Source organism: Kitasatospora sp. NPDC048194, from assembly GCF_043202455.1.
Lineage (GTDB): Bacteria > Actinomycetota > Actinomycetes > Streptomycetales > Streptomycetaceae > Kitasatospora.
Genome location: NZ_JBIDAK010000018.1, coordinates 38,142 through 60,970, shown reverse-complemented (window position 1 = coordinate 60,970; position 22,829 = coordinate 38,142). Strand labels below are relative to the sequence as shown.

General features: G+C 75.5%; 16 protein-coding genes and 1 riboswitch. Of the genes, 8 read left to right on the top strand and 8 right to left on the bottom strand.

Features of this window, described 5'->3' with window-relative positions; translation table 11 throughout:
• Positions 1-95: 95 nt before the first annotated feature.
• Genes ACGF07_RS21930 through ACGF07_RS21920 form a run of 3 tightly spaced genes read right to left on the bottom strand, consistent with a single transcriptional unit; the run spans position 96 to position 3,480 of the window.
• Positions 96-1,616 (bottom strand): precorrin-2 C(20)-methyltransferase, encoded by a 1,521-nt coding sequence (locus tag ACGF07_RS21930; RefSeq protein ID WP_392901312.1) that lies wholly within the window; start codon positions 1,614-1,616, stop codon positions 96-98.
• Positions 1,613-2,239: a precorrin-8X methylmutase gene (locus ACGF07_RS21925; RefSeq protein ID WP_392901310.1), complete on the bottom strand. Its 627-nt coding sequence runs from the start codon at positions 2,237-2,239 to the stop codon at positions 1,613-1,615. The genes ACGF07_RS21930 and ACGF07_RS21925 overlap by 4 nt, the downstream gene beginning before the upstream one ends.
• Positions 2,236-3,480 (bottom strand): cobalamin biosynthesis protein CobG, encoded by a 1,245-nt coding sequence (locus ACGF07_RS21920; protein WP_392901308.1) that lies wholly within the window; start codon positions 3,478-3,480, stop codon positions 2,236-2,238. Before ACGF07_RS21920 ends, ACGF07_RS21925 begins: the two co-directional genes overlap by 4 nt.
• Positions 3,481-3,869: 389 nt before the next feature.
• Positions 3,870-3,955: riboswitch (cobalamin riboswitch) on the top strand.
• Positions 3,956-4,109: 154 nt separating this feature from the next.
• On the opposite strand from ACGF07_RS21920, the gene cobN reads away from it, so the two are divergent.
• Together cobN and lnt are read left to right on the top strand one after the other, a co-directional pair.
• On the top strand, positions 4,110-7,724 hold the full coding sequence (gene cobN, locus ACGF07_RS21915) for a cobaltochelatase subunit CobN (RefSeq protein ID WP_392901306.1): 3,615 nt from the start codon (positions 4,110-4,112) through the stop codon (positions 7,722-7,724).
• Between the two features lie 120 nt (positions 7,725-7,844).
• Positions 7,845-9,695 (top strand): apolipoprotein N-acyltransferase, encoded by a 1,851-nt coding sequence (gene lnt / locus ACGF07_RS21910; protein ID WP_392901304.1) that lies wholly within the window; start codon positions 7,845-7,847, stop codon positions 9,693-9,695.
• Here the strand turns inward: lnt and ACGF07_RS21905 are convergent.
• From ACGF07_RS21905 to gdhA, 3 genes are all read right to left on the bottom strand, one after another.
• On the bottom strand, positions 9,626-10,435 hold the full coding sequence (locus ACGF07_RS21905) for a VOC family protein (RefSeq protein ID WP_350747438.1): 810 nt from the start codon (positions 10,433-10,435) through the stop codon (positions 9,626-9,628). The two genes, lnt and ACGF07_RS21905, sit on opposite strands and share 70 nt — an antisense overlap.
• A gap of 158 nt (positions 10,436-10,593) precedes the next feature.
• Positions 10,594-11,469 carry an effector binding domain-containing protein gene (locus tag ACGF07_RS21900; protein WP_392901302.1) on the bottom strand — a complete coding sequence of 292 codons (876 nt, stop codon included), beginning with the start codon at positions 11,467-11,469 and terminating at the stop codon, positions 10,594-10,596.
• Between the two features lie 160 nt (positions 11,470-11,629).
• Positions 11,630-13,042 carry an NADP-specific glutamate dehydrogenase gene (gene gdhA / locus ACGF07_RS21895; RefSeq protein ID WP_392901300.1) on the bottom strand — a complete coding sequence of 471 codons (1,413 nt, stop codon included), beginning with the start codon at positions 13,040-13,042 and terminating at the stop codon, positions 11,630-11,632.
• Positions 13,043-13,352: 310 nt separating this feature from the next.
• On the opposite strand from gdhA, the gene ribA reads away from it, so the two are divergent.
• Positions 13,353-13,982, top strand: coding sequence for a GTP cyclohydrolase II (gene ribA / locus ACGF07_RS21890; RefSeq protein WP_392901298.1), 630 nt, complete (start codon positions 13,353-13,355; stop codon positions 13,980-13,982).
• Between the two features lie 78 nt (positions 13,983-14,060).
• On the opposite strand, the gene ACGF07_RS21885 is transcribed toward ribA, so the two are convergent.
• A complete protein-coding gene (locus ACGF07_RS21885; RefSeq protein WP_392901296.1) occupies positions 14,061-16,178 on the bottom strand; it encodes a putative bifunctional diguanylate cyclase/phosphodiesterase in 2,118 nt (705 codons plus the stop codon).
• 169 nt (positions 16,179-16,347) lie between these two features.
• A complete protein-coding gene (locus ACGF07_RS21880) occupies positions 16,348-17,154 on the bottom strand; it encodes an SAM-dependent methyltransferase (RefSeq protein ID WP_350748535.1) in 807 nt (268 codons plus the stop codon).
• Positions 17,155-17,374: 220 nt separating this feature from the next.
• Here ACGF07_RS21880 and ACGF07_RS21875 point away from each other — a divergent pair, with 220 nt between their 5' ends.
• The 5 genes from ACGF07_RS21875 to egtC all read left to right on the top strand — a co-directional run bounded on the left by ACGF07_RS21875 (position 17,375) and on the right by egtC (position 22,802).
• Positions 17,375-17,968 (top strand): SRPBCC family protein, encoded by a 594-nt coding sequence (locus tag ACGF07_RS21875; RefSeq protein ID WP_392901294.1) that lies wholly within the window; start codon positions 17,375-17,377, stop codon positions 17,966-17,968.
• On the top strand, positions 17,965-19,143 hold the full coding sequence (locus ACGF07_RS21870; RefSeq protein WP_392901292.1) for an aminotransferase class I/II-fold pyridoxal phosphate-dependent enzyme: 1,179 nt from the start codon (positions 17,965-17,967) through the stop codon (positions 19,141-19,143). The genes ACGF07_RS21875 and ACGF07_RS21870 overlap by 4 nt, the downstream gene beginning before the upstream one ends.
• A gap of 190 nt (positions 19,144-19,333) precedes the next feature.
• The gene (gene egtA, locus ACGF07_RS21865) at positions 19,334-20,713 is read left to right on the top strand and encodes an ergothioneine biosynthesis glutamate--cysteine ligase EgtA (protein WP_392901290.1); all 1,380 of its coding nucleotides are present in this window, start codon (positions 19,334-19,336) and stop codon (positions 20,711-20,713) included.
• Positions 20,710-22,053, top strand: coding sequence for an ergothioneine biosynthesis protein EgtB (gene egtB, locus ACGF07_RS21860; protein WP_392901288.1), 1,344 nt, complete (start codon positions 20,710-20,712; stop codon positions 22,051-22,053). The genes egtA and egtB overlap by 4 nt, the downstream gene beginning before the upstream one ends.
• A complete protein-coding gene (egtC, locus tag ACGF07_RS21855; RefSeq protein ID WP_350748616.1) occupies positions 22,053-22,802 on the top strand; it encodes an ergothioneine biosynthesis protein EgtC in 750 nt (249 codons plus the stop codon). The genes egtB and egtC overlap by 1 nt, the downstream gene beginning before the upstream one ends.
• Positions 22,803-22,829: the final 27 nt, after the last annotated feature.

Sequence of the window (22,829 nt, the reverse complement as noted above, 5' to 3'; positions counted from 1 at the left end):
CGACGACCCGCGGGCGATGACCGGCGGGTCGCGGGCGGCGGCGGACGGATGTCGAATCCGTCCGCCGCCGCCCGGCACCTGCCGGCGGCCTGCCGTCAGACCTCCGGGTAGCGCCGCGGCGTCCAGACGACCTCGACGCCGCCGCCCCGCTCGACCGCCCGGGTCTGCGAGGAGCCGATCAGCAGGATCGTCCGCATGTCGACCAGCGCCGGGTCCAGCTCGCCGAGCCGGACGATCCGGATCCGCTCGGTCGGGCCGCCGACGTCACGCGCCATCACCACCGGCGTCTCCGGCGCGCGGTACTCCAGCAGCAGGTCCCGGGCCAGGCCGACCTGGGTGGTGCGGGACTGCGAGCCCGGGTTGTAGAGCGCGAGCACCAGGTCCGCCTCGGCGGCGGCGCGCAGCCGCCCGGCCACCACGTCCCAGGGCTTGAGCCGGTCCGACAGCGACACCGTCGCGTAGTCGTGCCCCAGCGGGGCCCCGGCCCGGGAGGCGGCCGCGTGCGCGGCGGTCACCCCGGGGAGCACCCGCACCGGCACGTCCCGGTAGGCCTCCTCGCAGGCCACCTCCAGCACCGCGGTGGCCATCGCGAAGACGCCCGGGTCCCCCGAGGAGACCACCGCGACCCGGCGCCCGCGCCGGGCGAGCTCCAGGGCGTACTCGGCGCGCTCCGACTCGACCTTGTTGTCCGAGCCGTGCCGCCGCTGCCCCGGCCGCTCCGGCACCCGGGCCAGGTAGGTGGTGTAGCCGACCAGGTCGGTGGCCTCGGCCAGGGCGCCGCGCGCCTCCGGGGTGAGCCAGAGCGGCCCGGCCGGCCCCGTTCCGACCACGGTCACGCTGCCCGTGCCGTCCGCCACCCGGACGGCGGGCTCCAGCGGCGCCACCTTGCTGGGCAGGACCGCCACCGAGAAGTAGGGCACGGTGTCGCCGTCGACCTCGGCGAGCGGGGCGATGCGCTCCCCCGCCATGAAGGCGCGCTCGACGTACTGGGCGTCCTCCAGCCGTCCGGCCCGCTCCAGGGCCCGCCGGACGGTCGGGAAGGTGCGACCGAGCTTCATGATCACGGCGGAGTCGGCGGAGGCGATCCGGGCCGTCAGCTCCTCCTCGGGCAGGGTGCCCGGGATGACGGTGAGCGTCTCCTCGGCCTCGGTCAGCGGCTGTCCGAGCCGGGCCGCCGCCGCGCTGACCGAGGTCACGCCGGGCACCACCTCGGTCGGGTAGCGGTGCGCGAGCCGCTTGTGCATGTGCTGGTACGAGCCGTAGAACAGCGGGTCGCCCTCGGCGAGGACCACCACGTCGCGTCCGGCGTCCAGGTGGGCGGCCAGCCGGGCGGCGGCCTCCTCGTAGAACTCGTCCAGCGCGCCCCGGTAGCCGCCCGGGTGGTCGGTGGTCTCGACGGTCAGCGGGTAGACCAGCTTCTCCTCCAGCTGACCGCCCGTCAGGTAGCGTTCGGCGATCGAGCGCGCGATGGAACGGCCGTGCCGGGCGCTGTGGTACGCCACCACGTCGGCCTTGCCGATGAGTTCGGCCGCGCGGACGGTCACCAGGGACGGGTCCCCCGGGCCGAGGCCGACGCCGTACAGCCGACCGGTGGCCGGGCTCTGCTGCTCCGTCACTCTTCCTCGCTCGCGATCGCGTTGACGGCCGCGGCGGCGATCGCACTGCCGCCGCGCCGGCCGCGGACCACCAGGTGCTCCAGGCCGGACGGGTGCTCGGCCAGGGCTTGCTTGGACTCGGCGGCACCGATGAAGCCGACCGGCACGCCGATCACCGCGGCCGGGCGCGGCGCACCCGCCTCGATCATCTCCAGCAGCCTGAACAGCGAGGTCGGCGCGTTGCCGACGGCGACCACCGCGCCCTCCAGCCGGGGCAGCCACAGTTCCATGGCCGCCGCGCTGCGGGTGTTGCCCGTCTTCCGGGCGAGTTCGGGCACCACCGGGTCGGTGAGGGTGCAGATCACCTCGTTGTCGGCGGGCAGCCGCTTGCGGGTGATGCCGCTGGCGACCATGTTGACGTCGCAGAGGATGGGCGCACCGGCGTGCAGCGCCGCGCGCGCCGAGGCGACCACGCCGGGCGAGTACACCAGGTCCTCGACCAGGTCGACCATCCCGCAGGCGTGGATCATCCGCACCGCGACCTGGGAGACGTCCGCCGGGAGGGCGGCCAGGTCGGCCTCCGCGCGGATGGTGGCAAAGGACTGGCGGTAGATGGACGCGCCGTCCTTCTCGTACTCGATCACTTCGTGGTCCTCCTGGCCTCGGCGACCGCCTCGGCCATCTGTTCGTTCCTCACGTCCACGGGAGAGCCCGTGGACGCCGCCGGCCCGTTGACCGTCACCCGGTAGCCGTGCCCGGTGGCGAGCACGTCCACCCACCGCCCGGCCGGGTGGCCGCAGCGCCGCTCACAGCCGGACCAGTGCACCGGCAGCCCGGCCGGCCCGGACTCCAGGGCCCGGGCCGCGTCCGCCCGGACGTCGGCCAGCGACCTGGCGCAGCCCGGCAGCCCGGTGCAGGCGGTGGCCCGCTCCCAGGCCGAGCCCGGCACGGTGCGGAAGCCGGCGGCCTCGAGTGCGGGCAGCCGGTCCGCCGGGGCGCCGGGCAGTACCGCGCCGCGCCACGGGGTCAGCCGCAGTTCGCCGGCCGAGGCGGCGGCCAGCGCGCGCCACTGCTCGGCGCTCGCCCGCCCGAAGCGCATGCCCACCGACAGCGCGCCGGGCAGCGCGCCGAGCGCGGGCGGCGCACCGGTGACGGCGGGCAGCGGCACCGGGCCGGCCGGCAGCAGCTCGGGCACCTCGCGCAGGTGCCAGGCCTGGCGGCCGGTCGCCCTCAGCGCGTCCAGGAAGGCCCGGGCGGCGTCCAGCACGGCCGTCACCTCCTGCCCGGGCTCGACCGGGTGTCCGGAGGCGGCGCGCCCGAGGCGCAGCACCGCCGGCCCGCCCGACGCTGCGATCAATGTCACATCGGCGTCGAGCGCGGCGACGTCGCCCCGCCCGTCGTCCAGCGCGAACAGGAACTTGCCGGAGAGCCCGGCGGCCCAGTCGCTCGCGCACAGCCGCGCGTCCAGCTCCCGTGCCCAGGCCTGCACGTCCGGGCCCGGGGCGGTGGCCGCCGAGGTGCCCGGCGGACCGGCCAGCCCTGCCAGCGGCGAGGCGACGATGTTGCGGACCCGCTCATGGGTGTCGGAGGGCAGCAGGCCGACGGCGCGCAGCCGCTCGGCGAGGTCGGCGCCGCAGTCCGCGGGCAGGCCGCGGAGTTGGACGTTGCCGCGCGAGGTGGTCTCCAACTCCCCGTCGCCCAGGGCCTCGGCCGCCTCGGCCAGGGCCAGCGCCTGACGGACCGTCAGCGAACCGCCGGGCAGGCGGACCCGGGCCAGGGCGCCGTCGTCGGCCGTGTGCAGACGAAGCGCCCCGGGACAGGCGTCCGCGCGCCCCCGGTCGGGCGCGGCGGCGCCCGGCGCGGTGGCGTCGGGTGTCGGTGGCATGGCGGCGAGCATACAGATGATCCGATCGGTTGCCTCCGTCCGCTGCGTCACATCCGGCGTCGCCCGGGGGCACTCCCGGCTCGCACCCCGGCCCCGCGCCCACCTGCGCGCCGGTCCCCCGCGCCCCTCCCTGCCGGGCGGCCGCGCCCCGTCCGCCGACCGGCTCGCACCCGCCTCCGCACCCGCCCGCGCGCCGGGCGGTCCCCGGCTTACGGGCCGAGCCGTTCACCGCCGCCGCGTCCGCCCCGTCCGCACGCGGCGCCGCACCGGGCGTACACCGCGGCGCACCGGACGTGGCGCAACTCGCCCTCCCCCAGGTCAGCCGCACCCCGTACGATGCTGGCGGGCGGTCCCCAGCGGACCGTCCGCACGCCAGCGACGGCGCAGGGGAGGAAACCGGTGCAAGCCCGGTGCGGTCCCGCCACTGTGACCGCGGCTCACCGGGGAACCGGTCGGCCGCGGGAGCCAGGAACTCCCGCCGTCCTCCACCGGCCCGGGGCGCGGACCCCGAGGAAGGCAGAAATGCACCCGCGCTGTCGCATGCCCGCACCCGTGTCCCCGGCCACCACCGCGGCCACCCTGGCCACCACGGCCACCCTGGCCACCGAAGAGGCCGGGAGGGCCTTCGCATGATCCTGCTGCTGTCGACGTCCGACACCGACCTGCTCAGCGCCCGCGCATCGGCCGGCCCCGTTCCCTACCGGCTCGGCAACCCGGCCCGGCTGTCCCCCGAGGACCTGCCCGCGCTGCTGGAGGGCACCGAGCTCGTGGTGGTCCGCCTGCTCGGCGGCCGACGCGCCTGGCAGGAGGGGCTGGACGCGCTGCTGGCCGGCCCCCGCCCGGTGGTCGTGCTGACCGGTGAACAGGCCCCCGACGCCCAGCTGATGGAGCTGTCCACCGTCCCGGCCGGCATCGCCGCCGAGGCCCACGCCTACCTCGCCCACGGCGGCGCGGCCAACCTGGCCGAGCTGGGCGCCTTCCTCTCCGACACCGTGCTGCTGACCGGCCACGGCTTCGCCCCGCCCGCGTCCGCCCCGGCCTGGGGGCCGCTGGAGCGCGAAGCCCGTACGACCGAGGGCCCGACCGTCGCGGTGCTCTACTACCGCGCCCACCACATGAGCGGCAACACCGCCTTCGTGGAGGTCCTCTGCCGGGCCATCGAGGACCAGGGCGCCCGGGCCCGGGCCTACTACTGCGCCTCGCTGCGCGGCGCCGAGCCCGAGCTGCTGGCCGCGCTCGGCGAGGCCGACGCGATCGTGACCACCGTGCTGGCGGCCGGCGGCACCCGCCCGGCGGACGCCCAGGCCGGCGGCGACGAGGAGGCCTGGGACGCCGGCGCACTGGCCGCACTGGACCGCCCGATCCTCCAGGCGCTCTGCCTGACCTGGTCGCGCGCCCAGTGGGAGGCCAGCGACGACGGCCTCTCCCCGCTGGACACCGCCACCCAGATCGCGGTGCCGGAGTTCGACGGCCGCCTGATCAGCGTCCCGTTCTCCTTCAAGGAGCTGGACGAGGACGGCCTGACCGTCTACGCCGCCGACCCGGAGCGCGCCGCCCGCGTCGCCGGGACGGCCGTCAAGCACGCCCGGCTGCGCCACACCCCGGCCGCCGAACGCCGCCTCGCCCTGGTGCTGTCCGCCTACCCGACCAAGCACGCCCGGGTCGGCAACGCCGTCGGCCTGGACACCCCGGCCAGCGCGGTGCGGCTGCTGGAGCGGCTGCGCGCGGAGGGCATGGACCTGGGTTCGGACCTGCCCGGTCTGGACGGGAGCACCGACGACGGCCACGAGGGCGACGCGCTGATCCACGCCCTGATCGCCGCCGGCGGCTACGACCAGGACTGGCTGACCGAGGAGCAGCTGGCCCGCAACCCGGTGCGCATCCCCGCCGCCGACTACCGCCGCTGGTACGCGGAGCTCCCGCAGGCCCTGCGCGAGCAGGTGGAGGAGCACTGGGGCCCGGCCCCCGGCGAGCTGTACGTCGACCGTTCGCAGAACCCGGACGGCGACATCGTGCTCGCCGCGATCCGCTCCGGCAACCTGCTGGTGCTGATCCAGCCGCCGCGCGGCTTCGGCGAGAACCCCGTCGCCATCTACCACGACCCCGACCTGCCGCCGAGCCACCACTACCTGGCCGCCTACCGCTGGATCGAGGCCGCGCAGGAGGACGGCGGCTTCGGGGCCCACGCCGTCATCCACCTCGGCAAGCACGGGAACCTGGAGTGGCTGCCCGGCAAGACCGCCGCGCTGTCCGCCGAGTGCGGCCCGGACGCCGTCCTCGGCGACCTGCCGCTGATCTACCCCTTCCTGGTCAACGACCCGGGCGAGGGCACGCAGGCCAAGCGCCGCGCCCACGCCACCCTGGTCGACCACCTGGTGCCGCCGATGGCCCGCGCCGACTCCTACGGCGACATCGCCCGCCTGGAGCAACTGCTCGACGAGCACTCCAACATCGCCGCGATGGACCCGGCCAAGCTGCCCGCGATCCGCGCCCAGATCTGGACCCTGATCCAGGCCGCCAAGCTGGACCACGACCTCGGTCTGGACGAGCGGCCCGAGGACGACGGCTTCGACGACTTCCTGCTGCACGTCGACGGCTGGCTCTGCGAGGTCAAGGACGCCCAGATCCGCGACGGCCTGCACGTCCTCGGCCAGGCGCCGGCCGGCACCGACCGGGTCAACATCGTGCTCGCCATCCTGCGCGCCCGGCAGATCTGGGGCGGCGTCAGCGCGCTGCCCGGACTGCGCGAGGCGCTCGGCCTGGACGAGGCGGCCCTCACCCTGGGCGCCACCGACGCGGCCGAGGCCAGGGCCCGCGCCCTGGTCGAGGCGATGGAGGCCGAGGACTGGGCGCCCGAAGCCGTCGAGAAGGTCGCCGCCGGGCTGCCGGAGGCCGTCCACCAGGTGCTGGCCTTCGCCGCCACCCAGGTGGTGCCGCGGCTGGCCGCCACCACGGACGAGCTGGACGCCGTGCTGCACGCGCTCCAGGGCGGTTTCGTCCCGGCCGGTCCGTCCGGCTCTCCGCTGCGCGGCCTGGTCAACGTGCTGCCGACCGGCCGCAACTTCTACTCCGTCGACCCGAAGGCCGTCCCCAGCAAGCTCGCCTGGGAGACCGGCCAGGCGCTCGCCGCCTCCCTGATCGACCGTTACCGGGCCGACAACGACGGCGCCTACCCGCCCTCGGTCGGCCTGTCGCTGTGGGGCACCAGCGCGATGCGCACCGCCGGCGACGACATCGCCGAGGCCTTCGCGCTGCTCGGGGTCCGTCCGGTCTGGGACGACGCCTCCCGCCGGGTCACCGGCCTGGAGCCGATCCCGCTGGACGAACTGGGCCGGCCGCGCATCGACGTGACGCTGCGCATCTCCGGCTTCTTCCGGGACGCCTTCCCGCACGTCGTCGCCCTGCTGGACGACGCGGTGCGCCTGGCCGCCGCCCAGGAGGAGGCCGACGCGGACAACTTCGTCCGGGCCCACGTGCAGGCGGACCTCGCGGTGCACGGCGACGAGCGCAAGGCCACCGTCCGCGTCTTCGGCTCCCGCCCGGGCACCTACGGCGCGGGCCTGCTCCAGCTGATCGACAGCCGGGACTGGCGCACCGACGCCGACCTGGCCGAGGTGTACACGGTCTGGGGCGGCTACGCGTACGGCCGGGGGCTGGACGGCCGCCCGGCCCGCGAGGAGATGGAGACCGCGTACCGGCGGATCACCGTCGCGGCGAAGAACACCGACACCCGCGAGCACGACATCGCCGACTCGGACGACTACTTCCAGTACCACGGCGGCATGGTGGCCACGGTCCGCGCCCTCACCGGCAAGGCGCCGACCGCCTACATCGGCGACTCGACCCGCCCGGAGACGGTCCGCACCCGGACGCTCACCGAGGAGGCCGCCCGCGTCTTCCGCGCCCGGGTGGTCAACCCGCGCTGGATCGAGGCGATGCGCCGCCACGGCTACAAGGGCGCCTTCGAGATGGCCGCGACCGTCGACTACCTGTTCGGCTACGACGCCACCACGGGCGTGGTCGCGGACTGGATGTACGAGAAGCTGACCGAGGAGTACGTCCTCGACCCGGTCAACCGGGAGTTCCTGGCCGGCGCCAATCCGTGGGCGCTGCACGGCATCAGCGAGCGGCTGCTGGAGGCGGCGAGCCGCGGGCTGTGGGAGCGGCCGGACCCGGCGCTGATCGAGCAGTTGCAGGCCGCGTTCCTGGAGACCGAGGGGGACCTGGAGGGCGAGGAGGGCTGAGCGGGCGCGGCCGCCCGGCGGCCGGCGGGCCGCGCCGAGTTCGAAACGTGGCGTTCCCTTCACCCGTTCGGAGGACGGGAACGCTGGTGGCGCACGGCGCCCGAGCGGACAATACGGGGCATGTCGCGCCGCATCGCTCCCGCCAGCCGCATCCCGAGCACGACCGCCGCCCCGGACGCCGTCCCGGACACCGGGGCGGACGCCGGGGCGGACGCCGCCCGGGCCGCCGTGCCGTCCGCCAGGAGACGGGGGCCGCGCGTGCCGCACCGGTACCGGGGGCGCTACGGGGCGCTGGCGGCCGGGGCGGTTCCGGTGCTGGCGTTCCCGGCGCCGGGGCAGGCCTGGCTCGCCTGGGTCGCGCTGGTCCCCGGGCTGCTGCTCATGCAGCGGGCGCCCTCGGGGCGGGAGGCGGCGGTGCGCGGCTGGTGGTTCGGGGCCGGGTTCATCCTCACCGCGATGTACTGGCTGGTGCCGTCCATCGGGCCCGGGCTCCCGGTGCTCGCGGTGCTGTTCGGGGGGCTGCAGGGCGCCGTGGGGTACGCCGCCCACCGGCTGCTCCACCCGCCGCTGACCACCCGTCGGGCGCTGCTGGCGCTGCTGGTCGTCCCCGCGGTGTGGGTGACCACCGAGTACGCCCGGTCCTGGCACGCGCTCGGCGGCCCGTGGGCGCTGCTCGGCGCCACCCAGTGGCAGCACCCGGCGATCCTGGGGCTGGCCTCGGCGGGCGGGATCTGGCTGGTGAGCGCCGCGGTGGCGGCGGTGAACACCGCGGTGCTGATCCTGCTGACCGCCGTGCACCGGCAGCCGCGGGCGGTCGCCGCGCTGACCGCCGTCCTGGTGCTGGCCGCCGGTCCGCTGCTGTTCGCGCTGCGCCAGGCGCCGGTCCGCACCGGGTCGGTGACGGTGGCGCTCGTCCAGCCGGGCATCGTGGAGGACCCGCAGGCCCGGTTCGACGCGAGCGCGCGGGCCACCGCCGACCTGGTCGGGCAGCCGGTGGACCTGGTGGTGTGGGGCGAGAGCAGCACCACCGCCGACCTGGACCGCGACCCCGTCGCGCGGGACGCCCTGCGCCGGCTCGCGGCGACCACCGGCGCCGAGGTCGTCGCCGGCGAGGACGCCCGCAAGGCCGACGGCCGGATCTCCAAGGACGCGGTGCTGGTCTCCCCGACGGGGGTGGTGGACCGCTACCGCAAGATCCGGCTGGTGCCCTTCGGCGAGTACATCCCGCTGCGCCCGGTGCTGGGCTGGATCGCCGGGGTCAGCCGGGCGGCGGGCGAGAACCGGGCTCCCGGCACGGCCTTCCACCTGCTGCCGGCCACCGACCGGGCGGGCGGGCCGCTGCCGGTCGGCGCCCTGATCTGCTTCGAGTCGGCGTTCCCGGACATGGCCCGGACGGCGGCGCGGGACGGCGCCCGGGTGCTGGTCTACCAGTCCTCGACCTCGACCTTCCAGCGCACCTGGGCCCCGGAGCAGCACGTCGCGCTGGCGGCGATCCGCGCCGCGGAGACGGGGCGTCCCGCCGTGCAGGCCTCGCTGACCGGCGTCTCGGCCGCCTTCGACGCCCAGGGGCGGGAGCTGGCCCGGCTCGGTACCGACGGCACCGGGGCGCTGACCGTCCGGGTGCCGCTCACCGCGCCCGGGACGCTGACCTGGTACGACCGGGTCGGTGACGTGGTGCCGCTGGGCGCTCTGCTGGTCGCGGCGGGGGCGGCGCTGGGCGGGTGGCGCGCGGCGGGGGCGGCGCTGGGCGGGTGGCGCGCGGCGGCCTCACGGCGGCCGGCCCGGCCGGTCGGCGCGGGCGCGCCCGCTCAGGCCTCCGGGGCGTCCGGGGCATCCGGGGCGTCCGAGGTGGACCGCGTGTCCGGGGCCTGCGCGGCGCCCGGCGGGCCCGGCGGGTCCGCTCAGGCGTCCGGCGGGTCCGCGGCGGACGGGCCGGACGGGCCGTCCAGGGCGGACGGGCCGGAGGCGTAGACGCCGAAGGCCGCGCCCTGGGCGTCGCGCAGGACGGCGATCCGTCGGCCGCCGGGCATCGAGTAGGCGGGCATCAGCACCGCCGCGCCGAGGGCGACCGCGCGCTCGACCGTGTTGTCGACGTCGCCGACCGAGAAGTACGGCAGCCAGTGCGGCCGCGCCTCGGGCGGGAAGCCCTCGCCCATCGCCAGCATCCCGCCGAAGTCCCGGCCGTCCACGCCCCACTGGGTGTAGTGCTCGGACGGGGCGACGGACCAGCCGAAGACCGCCGGATAGAAGGCGGTCGCGCCGGACGGGTCGCGGGTGAGCAGTTCCACCCAGCCGAGCGAGCCGGGCTCGTTGAACACGTCGGCGCCCGAGAAGGCACGGGCCTGCCAGAGGATGAAGACCGCTCCGGACGGGTCGGCCGCCACCGCGAACCGGCCGCGGTCGGGCACGTCGGTGGGCTCCTTCCGGAGGGATCCGCCGGCGTCCTCGACCCTCGCCGCGGTGGCGTCGGCGTCGGCGACCGCGAAGCAGACCGTCCAGGCCGTCGGCTGCTGCGGTGCGTAGCGCGGGGTGATGGCGGCTGCCGAGGCGTCTCCCAGCAGCATCCGGGTGTGGCCGCCGGCCTCGGCGCGGGCGCCGGGGTCGGGGCGCCAGCCGAACAGTTCGCCGTAGAAGGCCGTGGCGGCGGCCGGGTCGGAGGTGCCCAGCTCGACCCAGCACGGGCCGTTGGTGGTGACGGAGGTCTGCTTCATGGCCTGCGGCTCTCCCTGCTCCCCCGCCCCAGCATGCCCGGCCCGGCGGGGTGCGGGCGGCCGCTGGTGGGCCGAACGGGGCCGAACGGGGCCGAAGGGGGGGGTGGTGCGGGGGCGGTCGCCGACGACCGCCGACCACCGGCCCGCGCCCTCGGCCGTCAGCCCCGCGAAGCCCTCGCCACCGGGATCCAGAGCTCCGCCTCGCCATCGCCCGTCCCCTCGATGGCGCGGGCCCGCAGGATCTCCGGGCCGGGCCGGGCCTCGTACGGGTTGGACGGGAACCACTGGCTCGCCACGTCCCCCCACATCTGCTGCAGCGCCTGCGGGAACGTGCCCTTGTTCGTGAACACCGCCCACGTCCCGGCCGGGACGTGCAGGACCTCCAGGTCCTCCGGGACGTCCGCGTCCTCGCGCGCCACCACCGCGTGCCAGTAGTCGAGTTCGGACCCCTCCTCGCGGTTGGGCGAGAAGTCGTCGGTCACCGCGACGATGCCGGCCGGATCCTCCCCGGACAGCGCGGCGATGCGCGCGACGGTGTCCGCTCCGAGCCCCTTGACGAACTCGGCGATGTGCGGGTTGACCCCCAGGTAGATCAGGGGCACCCGGGCCTTCCGGCCGACGACCCGGAACTCCGGCTTCTCGACGATGCGGTACTCCATGCTGCTGCTTCCCTCCACGATGAGCCGGAAGGACATCCGGGGCTGGGAGGTGAGCACCGCACCGTCCCGCCGGGCCTCGCCCGGCCCGACCCCGTGCATGGCCCGGAACGCCCGGGCGAACGCCTCGCCCGAGGTGTAGCCGTACCGGACCGCGATGTCGAGCAGCGTCCGCTCGCCGTCGAGCACCTCGGCGCCGGCGACGGTCAGCCGCCGGCGCCGGACGTACTCCGACAGCGGCATCCCGGCGAGCAGCGAGAACAGCCGCCGGAAGTGGTACTCCGACGTCATCGCGATCCGCGCCAGTTCGGCCACGTCGATCTCGCGGTCCAGGTTCCGGTCGATCCGTTCCATCGCCCGGTTGAGGTGCTCCAGCACTCCGCCCCCGTCCTTCCTCACTGATCACCCACCGTAGGAAGGCCCCACTATGCCGCACCCGACGATCGGTGCCCGCTGCGGTCGGGTGCCGGTCGCCGGGTGACGGGGGAACGGGTGCGGGAACAGGGGCGGGGGCGGGGCGGGAGGACGGGCGGAGGGGTCAGACCACGCCCTGGGCCAGCATCGCGTCGGCCACCAGCTCGAAGCCCGCGATGTTCGCGCCCACCACGTAGTCGCCGGGGTGCCCGTAACGCTCGGCGGTGGTGAAGCAGGAGTCGTGGATGTGCTTCATGATCCCGGCCAGTCGCTCCTCGGTGTGCTCGAAGCTCCAGGAGTCGCGCGCGGCGTTCTGCTGCATCTCCAGCGCGCTGGTCGCGACGCCGCCCGCGTTCGCCGCCTTGCCCGGCCCGAAGGCCACCCGGGACTCCTGGAACACCCGCACCGCCTCGGGGGTGGTCGGCATGTTGGCCCCCTCGGCGACCGCCAGGACGCCGTTGCGCACCAGGGCGAGCGCGTCCGCCTCGGTCAGCTCGTTCTGGGTCGCGCACGGCAGCGCGACCTCACAGGGCACGCTCCACACACCGGGGCCCTCGACGAACCGCACGTGGCTGCCGCGCAGTTCGGCGTAGTCGGAGACCCGGCCCCGCCGGACCTCCTTGACCTCCTTGAGCAGGTCGAGGTCGATGCCCTTCTCGTCCACCACGTACCCGGAGGAGTCGGAGCAGGTCAGCACCGTCGCGCCGAGCTGCTGCGCCTTCTCGATCGCGTAGAGGGCCACGTTGCCGGAGCCGGAGACGACCACCCGGCGTCCTTCCAGGCTCTCGCCCCGGCTGCGCAGCATCTCGGCGGTGAACAGCACGCAGCCGTAGCCGGTGGCCTCCGTCCGGACCTGCGCGCCGCCCCAGCCGAGGCCCTTGCCGGTGAGCACACCGGCCTCGTAGCGGTTGGTGATCCGCTTGTACTGGCCGAACAGGTAGCCGATCTCGCGGCCGCCGACGCCGATGTCACCGGCCGGGACGTCGGTGTGCTCGCCGAGGTGGCGGTACAGCTCCGTCATGAAGGACTGGCAGAAGCGCATGACCTCGGCGTCCGACCGGCCCTTGGGGTCGAAGTCGGAGCCGCCCTTGCCGCCGCCGATCGCGAGGCCGGTGAGCGCGTTCTTGAAGATCTGCTCGAAGCCGAGGAACTTGACGATGCCGAGGTTGACCGAGGGATGGAAGCGCAGGCCGCCCTTGTACGGGCCGAGGGCGCTGCTGAACTCCACCCGGAAGCCGCGGTTGACGTGGATGTCGCCGGAGTCGTCCGTCCACGGCACCCGGAACATCAGCTGCCGCTCGGGTTCGCAGATCCGCTCGATGATCCGCGCGTCGAGGAGTTCGGGGCGGTGGGCGAGCACCGGGGCCAGGGTCTCCAGCACCTCGTGGACGGCCTGGTGGAACTCGCCCTCCCCCTTGTTGCGGCGGACCACGTCCGCGTAGAGGGCCTCGACGGCGCGCTGTTCGGCGTCGAACCGGGGCTGGGAGGCGGGGAGGGAGGTCGGGCGGGAGTCGGCGGTGGCACGGCTGGTGGGCATTCGATCAGGACCTTCCGTCGTGGTCGGTGGTCGTGCGCGAGGTGCTCCCGTGCCCAGGGAACGGGAGGAAGTCTCGCAGTGTCCACAGCTCGGGTCCATCCCTTCCACATGCTGGACTGCCGCACGGGAACAGGCGGGGCGGGCGAGGTGTTGTGCGCCTCCGTGGCCGGGTCGGGCCTCGGCGGTCTTCAGTTGTTCAAATTGGAACAACCGAGTACGGTCGACTTCCGATCCAACCGGATCCCCCCGGTTCCACCGGGATCCGGAGCGATCCGACCCGTTCCACCACCCGATCGACGGAGGCCCGTCCATGCCTCAGCCCGGCTCCGCCACGGTGCGCTCGCAGGTGCGCATCCCGCTGACCTTCCCCGACGGCTACCGCGCCGAGGCGGAGGTCTTCACCTTCCACGGCCTCACCGACGGCGCGGAGCACCTGGCGCTCGCCCTCGGCACGGTGCCCGAGGGCGGGACGCCGCTGGTGCGGCTGCACTCCGAGTGCCTGACCGGCGACGTCTTCGGCTCGGACCGCTGCGACTGCGGCCCGCAGCTGCGCGAGTCGGTGGAGCGGATCAGCGAGGCCGGCGGCTACCTGCTCTACCTGCGCCAGGAGGGCCGGGGCATCGGGCTGTACAACAAGCTCGACGCGTACGCCCTCCAGGACTCCGGCATGGACACCTACGACGCCAACACCGCGCTGGGCCTCCCCGAGGACGGCAGGGACTACACCGCGGCGGCCCAGATGCTCGGCACCCTCGGCGCCATCGGCATCGACCTGCTCAGCAACAACCCGGACAAGGCCGCCCAGCTCGCCCGCCTGGGCATCACCGTCCGACGGCGGGTGCCGACCGGCGTCCACCTGTCGGCGAGCAACGTCCGGTACCTGACGGCGAAGGTGGAGCGGACGGGGCACTCGATCGAGCTCTCCCAGCTGGTGGGCTGACCGCGGGAGGCCGACGGCGCCGGCACCCCCACCCGTCACCTGCCCGGCCGTCACCTGCCCGGCCGTCAGCCGCCCCGGTCACCCCTCGACCGGGCGCCCCGCGGGCTCCTCGACGATCCGGCGGGCGATCTCGGCCGGCCGCACCGGGCGGCCGAAGTGCCACCCCTGCGCCCAGTCGCAGCCCATCGCGCGCAGCCGCTCGGCGTCCTTGCGGGTCTCCACGCCCTCGGCGGTGACGGTCAGGCCGAGCGTGTGGGCCATCGACACCAGGCCGCTGACGATCCGCCACCCCGTGGCGCCGTCCTTGGCCGGGTCGTGCAGGTCACCGACGAAGGACCCGGCGATCTTCAAGCCGGACACCGGGAGGTCGCGGAGGTACGCGAGGTTGGACCAGCCGGTCCCGAAGTCGTCCACGGCCAGCGAGACGCCCAGGTCGACCAGCCCGTGCAGGGTGCGCAGCGCCTCGTCCTCGGGGCCGACCACCGTCGACTCGGTGATCTCCAGTTGCAGCCGGGACGGGTCGAGCCCGGTGCTGTCGAGGATCCGGCCGAGGTCGGTGACCAGCGCGGCGCTGCGCGCCTGCCGCACCGCCAGGTTGACGTTCAGCTGGGGCGCGGCGTCGCCGTACCGCTTGATCCAGTCGGCGGCCTGGCCGCAGGCCTGCTCGAGCACCCAGCGGCCGAGCGGCATGATCAGCCCGGTCTCCTCGGCGGTGGTGACGAACTCGTCGGGGCCGAGCACGCCCAGTTGCGGGTGGCGCCAGCGCACCAGCGCCTCGACGGCGGCCATCCGGCCGTCGGCGAGCTTGTACAGCGGCTGGTAGTCGATGAAGAACTCGCCGCGGTCCAGGGCGGCCGGCATCCGGACCGACACCGCGTAGCGGCTGACCGCGCGGGCGTTCTCCTTGGGGTCGAACAGCGTCCAGCGGCCGCGGCCGGCCTCCTTGGCCCGGTAGAGCGTGAGGTCGGCGGCCCGGACGGCGGCGCCGGGGGTGGTGGTGGACACCCGCCGCTCCAGCACGCCGACGCTGGCGCCGACGGCGAGCTTGTGGTCGCCGATCAGCACCGGTCCGGCCAGCGCCTTGAGCACGGTCTTGGCGGCGGCGACCGCCTCCTGCTCGCCGCGGCAGTTCTCCAGCAGGACGACGAACTCGTCGCCGCCGAGCCGGGCCACCAGGTGGCCGAGCGGGGTGAGGGCGGCCTTCAGCCGGGTGGCGACCGCCGCCAGCAGCTGGTCGCCCATGTCGTGACCGAGGCTGTCGTTGACGACCTTGAAGCCGTCGAGGTCGACGTAGCAGAGGCCGAACCTGGCGCCCGGTTCCGGGTCCTCAAAGAGCTTCTCCAGCCGCTCGAAGAAGGCGGCACGGTTGGGCAGGCCGGTCAGCGGGTCGTGGGTGGCCTGGTGGCGCAGCCGCTCCTGGAGCCGGTAGCGGTCGGTGATGTCCTCCAGCATCGCGACCTGGTACTGCGGCACGCCGTCGTCGTCGCGGATCAACGAGACCGTCAGGTGGGTCCAGACCACCTCGCCGTCCTGGCGGTAGTACGGCTTGTCGAACTGGAAGTACTCCCGCTTGCCGCTGATCAGCTCCTCGTAGGCCTCCCAGACGCCCGGGGTGTCCTCGGGGTGGACGAGGTCCCCGACCCGCACGCCGACCATGTCGGCCGGGCCGGCGCCGAACAGCTCCTGGAGGGCCTTGTTGACGGCCAGGATCCTGCCGTCGGTGTCGCCGATGCCGATGCCGATCGCGGCGCTCTCGAACAGGGCGCGGAACCGGGCCTCGGAGGCGCGCAGGGCGCGCTCCGCCTCCTTGCGGGCGACGTCGGCGGCGGTGCGGATGGCCTCCTGCTCGCGCAGGGTGCGCTCGCGCAGGGCGTTGGCCCAACCGGCCGCGAAGGCGCCGGTGAGGGCGGGGCCGCGGTCGTCGGGGACCGGCTGGACGTGGAGCAGTTCGACTGCCCGGGCCAGCAGGAGCGGGTCGGTGAAGTGGGCGTCGACCAGTTCGGCGGCGGCCCGGGCGGCCAGCCGGGGCTCGAACGGGTCGTCCTGCTGGGCGCGGTGGAGCAGTGCGGCGGTGCGCGCGACCACCCGGCCGAGCAGGCCGGGGTGCACGGCGATGCCGTGGTCGGCGGAGAGCAGGCGCGACCAGTCCTCGTGGAACCGCTCGGCGCTGCCGCCGGGCCGGGTGCTGCCGCTCATCCGGCCGCCCCGGTGCCGCATCTGGCCGCTCGGGTGCCGCATCGGCCCGCCCCGGAGGTACGGGCCGGCCCCGGCGTACGGGCCGACGCACCGGCGCCCGCTCCGCCGAGGTGGGATCTCGCGCCGGTCGGCCGCCCGTCGCGACCGCTCGAGCGCCCGTCGCGACCGCTCAAGAGCGGAACCCCACGCCCGCCATCCCGGCGATCCGCTCGGGATGCTCGCCGACGGTGTGCGGCTGGTCCGGGCGCCACTGCGGCAGCGGCACGACGCCCGGCTCGACCAGCTCGAAGCCGTCGAACATCGCGGTGACCTGCTCGCGGGTGCGCATGGTCAGCGGGGTCGGCGTCATCCGGTACAGCTTCTGGTGGTCCTCGGCCTGGTCCGGGCGGGCCTCCAGGGAGGCGTGGGAGAGGACCAGCGCGCTGCCGGCGGGAAGCGCGTCGCGGATCACCCGGATCAGCTTCCACGGATCCTCGTCGTCGGTGACGAAGTGGGCGACGGCCACCAGCAGCACGGCGACCGGCTCGCCGGCGGAGAGCAGTTCGGTGACCTCGGGGTGGCCCAGCAGGTCCTCGACGTCGCGCAGGTCGGCCCGGACGACGGCGCTGGCCGGGTCGTCCTGCATCAGCAGGCGGCTGTGCGCGACGGCGACCGGGTCGCGGTCCACGTAGACGACCCGGGCCTCGGGCCGGATCGCGCGGGCGATCTCATGCACCGCGCCGAAGGTGGGGATGCCGGAGCCGATGTCCAGGAAGCGGGTGACGCCCTGCTCGGCGAGGAAGGTCACCGCGCGGCGCAGGAAGGCCCGGTTGGAGCGCATGATCTGGGGCAGCTCGGGCCACATGGCGATCGCCTTGCGGGCCATCTCCCGGTCGACCTCGAAGTTGTGCGAGCCCCCCAGGTAGTAGTCGTAGACCCGTGCGGCGTTCGGTTTGTCCAGGTCCGTACCCTCCGGTACCCAGCTCGGTCGCCGCATGCCTGTGACTCCTTCACTCCGGTTCCGGGGGTGCAGCGTCCGGGGATGCTGCCGTGACTGATGAGACTACAAGCACCGAAGATCCTCCCCCGCACCCCGAACGGGTGCAAGCGGAGTGCGCCCTTCCCACGGGCTCGGCGGCCGGGTCGGCAGAAGCGCCGCGGGGCCGGGTCCGCAGGAAGGGCCGCGGGGCCGGGCCGGGCGGGGCTAGGGTGGGCGTGTGGACCCCAACCACTACCGTTTCCGGGGCGTGTGGCGCCTCCCCGTACCGGCGCCGGCGGTGTACGCGGCGCTGGCGGACGTACCGGGCTACCCGCTGTGGTGGCCGGAGATCCGTGAGGTCCGGCGGGCCGACGAGGACTCCGGCGACGTGGTGGTGCGCGCGCTGCTGCCGTACCGGCTGGTGATCCGGCTGGAGGCGACCCGGCGGGACCCGGGCACCGGGGTGCTGGAGGCGGCGATGCGGGGCGACCTCGAGGGCTGGTCGCGGTTCACGGTAACGCCGCTCGGGCCGCTCGGGCCGGACGGTTCGGACGGGCAGGGCGGGCTGGACGGGCCGGGCGGTGCGGGGTGCCGGGTGCTGTTCGAGGAGGAGGCCCGCCCCCGCAAGCCCCTGCTGCGCCGCCTCGCCCTGCCGCTGCACCCGCTGTTCCGGGCCAACCACGCGGTGATGATGCGACGGGGGCGGCGGGGCCTCGCGGCGCACCTGGCCGTCCCCGGCGGACTGCGGGCGCCGGTGCCCGGAGCGGCGCCCGGGACGGGGACGGCACCGGCCCGGGAGCGGGCGCCCGGCGCGGGGACGGTGAACCGGTGACGGACGACGGTACCGGGCGACGGGCGGACGGGCTCCGGAGCCCGTCCGCCGCCTTCGCCTTCGACGCCCCCTTCGACCGCACCGGCACCGGCAGCAGCAAGTGGGCCCGGGCCGCGGCGCCCGGGGTGATCCCGATGGGCCTGGCCGACATGGACCTGCCCGGGCCGCCCGCCGTCGCCGAGGCGCTGGAACGGCGCGCCCGCCACCGCGCGTACGGCTACACGGTCTGCGACCCGGCCGGCCGGGCGCTGGTGGCGGACTGGTACCGCGCCCGGCACGAGGCCGCGGTGGACCCCGACTGGGTGCTGCTGCTGCCCTGCAGCCCCCGCACCGCCCTCCGCCTGCTGCTGGACACCCTCCGCCCGCAGGCCCCCGTGCTCTCCCCCACTCCGGAGTGGGGCGGCTTCGCCCAGCTCTGCCGCGCGGCGGGGATCGACCACCGCGAGCTGCCGCTGCCCGTCGGCCCGGACGGCTACCGCCTCCCCGACGCCCCGCTGCCCCGGCCCACCGCGGCCGTCCTGCTGAGCAATCCGCACAACCCGTCCGGCCGGGTCTGGCCCGCCGCCGAGCTGCGCGCCCTGGCCGAGCGGGCCGCCGAGGCCGAAGCCCTGCTGGTCTCCGACGAGGTGCACGGCGACCTCACCCACCCCGGGCACACCCACCCCGTCGCCGTCACCACCGTCGGACCCGCCCTCCGCCACCGGGTCGTCACCCTGAACTCCGTCGGCAAGACCTTCAACTGCTCCGGCATTCCGAGCGGTTTCGCCCTCGTCCCCGATCCGGCCCTGCGCGCCCGGTTCACCGACACCCTGGCCGGCTACGGCCTCTGGGAGGGCGGGCTGCTGGAGCAGACCGTCCAGCACGCCGCGCTGCGCGAGGGCGGCCCGTGGCTGGACGCCCTGCTCGCCCACCTCGCCGCCGCCCGCACCCGGCTCACCGAGCGCCTCGGCCCGGCCGTCCGCTCGACTCCGCAGGCCTCCTACCTGCTCTGGCTGGACTCCGCCGCCCTCGGCCTGCCGCCCGCGACGGCCCGCGCGGCGCTGCTGGAGCGCTGCGGGCTGGAGGCCTCCGCCGGCGCGGACTTCGGCCCCGGCGGCACGGGCGCGCTGCGGCTGAACTACGCCCTGCCGGGGCCGGTGCTGGACACCGTCCTGTCCCGGCTGGACCGCCTGTGACCCGGGCATGTGCCCTCGGCGGGAGCGCCCCCCGCGCCCCGGCCACGACCCGCCCGCGACCCTCGTGCTCACCCGATCGCCAGGCCACCGACCTGCGGAAACGAACATTCACGCGATATTCGCGGAGCGGCCCCGCATGCTCCGTAGCAGACTGGGCACAGTAGACCGGGCCGCAATCGTGACCCCGAGGATGGTAAGTCCGGTGATACCGACATCGCGTACCACTCCGCCCGACCGGCGGAGCGCACCACCGCTCCCGACCGGGGTGGCCCCGCTGACCGAATCGGGGGCGCACAGCCACGTGTCGGGCGTCTGTTTCAAGATCGGACCACCGCGCCTGGTCGGCGTGGAGGTCGAGTGGTTCGTCCACGACGACCGATGTCCGAGTCAACCCGTACGACCCGAACTGATCCGCACCGCACTGGAGTCGCTGCCCCTCGGCGGCCCGGACGGCACCTCGCTCCCCTCCGGTTCGCGACTCACCCTCGAACCCGGCGGACAGGTCGAGCTCAGCTCCCCGCCCGCCACCGGCCTCACCGCCTGCGTCGACGGCACCCGGCGCGATCTCGCCGCCCTGCGGGCCGCCTTCGCGGCACAGGGCCTGCGTCTCACCGGCACCGGGACGGACCCGCTGGACCGCCCGCGCCGGATGGTGCTGGACCACCCCCGCTACCTCGCCATGGAGCGGTTCTTCGACTCGGCGGGCCCGTGGGGCCGGGTCATGATGACCGGTACCGCGTCGGTGCAGGTGTGCCTGGACGCCGGCGACGCGGACGGCCCGCAGGCGGCCGAGCGGCGCTGGCGGCTCCTCCACCTGCTGGGCCCGGTGCTGGTCGCCGCGTTCGCCAACTCCCCCCTGCTGGACGGCAGGCCGACCGGCCACCGGTCCACCCGGCAGACCGTCTGGTCCCGGATGGACCCGAGCCGCACCCTCGCGCCCGAGCCGGACCACGGCGATCCGCGCGAGGCCTGGGCCCGGTACGTGCTGGACGCCGAAGTCCTCTGCGTGCGAAGGCCGGAGGGCATGCCGTGGACGGCCCCGGCCGGTCTGACCTTCCGGGACTGGATCCGCGGCGCGGGTGAACGCCCGCCCACGCTGGCCGATCTGGAGTACCACTGCACGACGCTGTTCCCGCCGGTGCGCCCGCGCGGCCATCTCGAACTGCGGATGGTCGACGCCCAGCCCGGGGACGGCTGGGCGGTGGTCACCGCGCTGGTCACCGCGCTGCTGGAGGACCCGGTGGCCGCCGACACCGCACTGGCCGCGCTGGAGCCGCTGGACGCCCTCGACCGCCGTGACCGGGCGGCCGACCGGCGCCCGCCGCGCAGCGAGGTCTGGCGCCGCGCCGCCACCCTGGCCGTCGCCGATCCCGAGCTGCGCCGCGCCGCGCTCACCTGCTTCGCCGCCGCCGATGCCGCGCTGGGCCGCCTGCCCGGCGCGGCGGGGCTGCGCACCGCCGTCGCCGAGTTCGCCGAGCGCTACCCCGCCCGCGGTCGCTGCCCGGCCGACGACCAGCTGGACGCCCTGCGCTCCGGCACCCGACGCACTCCGCCGGAGGAGGCACCATGACCGACGTCCGACCGCCCGCCGCCCCGGGAACGGACACCGAGGCGCTGCGCGAGAGCATCGCCACCGAGTTGCTGGCCGCCCGGGCGCGGACCGCCGCGCTCACCGACTGCGTCGAGGACGCCGATCTCACCGCCCAGCACTCGCCGTTGATGTCACCGCTGGTCTGGGACCTCGCGCACATCGGCAACCAGGAGGAGCTCTGGCTGCTGCGCAACGTCGGCGGCCGCGATCCGATGCACCCGGAGATCGACCCGCTGTACGACGCCTTCCAGCACTCCCGCGCCGAACGCCCGACCCTGCCGCTGCTGCCACCCGCGGAGGCCCGCGCCTACGCCCACGAGGTGCGCGGCCGGGTGCTGGACCTGCTGGCCGCCAGTCCGCTGGAGGGCGCGCCGCTGCTGGACGCCGGGTTCGCCTTCGGGATGATCGCCCAGCACGAGCAGCAGCACGACGAGACCATGCTGATCACCCACCAGCTGCGCCGCGGCGAACCCGCGCTGGCCGCTCCGCCGCCACCGCCCGCGCCCGCCGATGCGGCCGCCCTGCCCGCCGAAGTCCTCATCCCCGCCGGGCCGTTCACCATGGGCACGGACACCGAGCCGTGGGCCCTGGACAACGAGCGTCCGGCGCACACCGTCGACCTGCCGGCCTACTACCTGGACACCACGCCGGTCACCAACGCCGCCTACCTGCGCTTCATCGAGGACGGCGGCTACCAGGACCCGCGCTGGTGGACCGAGCAGGGCTGGGAGCACCGGCTCCGGGCCGACCTGACCGCCCCGCTGTTCTGGCGGTGCGAGGACGGCCAGTGGCTGCGCCGCCGCTTCGGCACCGTCGAGCCCGTCCCGTCGGACGAGCCGGTGCTGCACGTCAGTTGGTACGAGGCGGACGCGTACGCCCGCTGGGCCGGGCGGCGCCTGCCGACCGAGGCCGAGTGGGAGAAGGCCGCCCGGCACGACCCGGCCGGCGGCCGCTCCCGCCGCTACCCCTGGGGAGACGGGCCGCCCGGCCCCGAGCACGCCAACCTCGGCCAGCGCCACCTGCGCCCGGCTCCGGCGGGCAGCTACCCGCAGGGCCGGTCCCCCTACGGCGTGCGGCAGCTGATGGGCGACGTGTGGGAGTGGACGGCCAGCGACTTCCGCCCCTACCCGGGGTTCCGGGCCTGGCCGTACGCGGAGTACTCGGAGGTCTTCTTCGGGCCGGAGTACAAGGTCCTGCGCGGCGGGTGCTTCGCGGTCGCGCCGGTCGCCTGCCGGGGGACCTTCCGCAACTGGGACTACCCGGTCCGCCGGCAGATCTTCTCCGGTTTCCGCACCGCCCGCACCCCGGAGGGCGACTGATGTGCCGGCACATCGCCTACCTCGGTGAGCCGGTGGCGCCGCAGGAGCTGCTGGTGCACCCGCCGTACGCGCTGTACCGGCAGTCCTGGGCCCCGCGGATCCAGCAGCACGGCACGGTCAACGTGGATGGCTTCGGCCTCGGCTGGTACGCGGACGGCGACGAGCTGCCCGCGCGCTACCGCCGGGCCGGGCCGATCTGGGCGGACCGGACCTTCGCCGACCTCGCCCGGGTGATCCGCACCCGGGCGCTGCTGGCGGCCGTCCGCTCCGCCACCGAGGGCTGTGCGGCCGGTGAGGCCGCGGCCGCGCCGTTCGCCGCCGAGCGCTGGCTGTTCAGCCACAACGGCGCGGTGGCCGGCTGGCCGGGCAAACTGGACGCGCTCGCCGCCCTGCTCCCGCCGGCCGAGCTGCTGGAGCTGGAAGCGCGCAGCGACTCCGCCCTGCTGTGGGCCCTCACGCTGCACCGGCTGCGCCGGGGCGCGGACCTCGGCGAGGCACTGGCGGGCACCGTGGCGGACGTCGCCGCGCACACCACCGGCCGGCTCAACCTGCTGCTCACCGACGGCACCGCGCTCGCCGCGACCACCTGGGGCGACGACCTGCACCACCGCACCCTGCCGGGGCTCGGCACGGTGGTGGCCTCCGAACCGTACGACGACGCGCCGGGCTGGACGTCCGTGCCGGACGGCTCGCTGGTGCTGGCCGATGCCGGCGGCGTCACCCTCCGGCAGCTGCCCACCTACGGCTGATTCGCCGCCCTCCCTTCACCTTCTGAA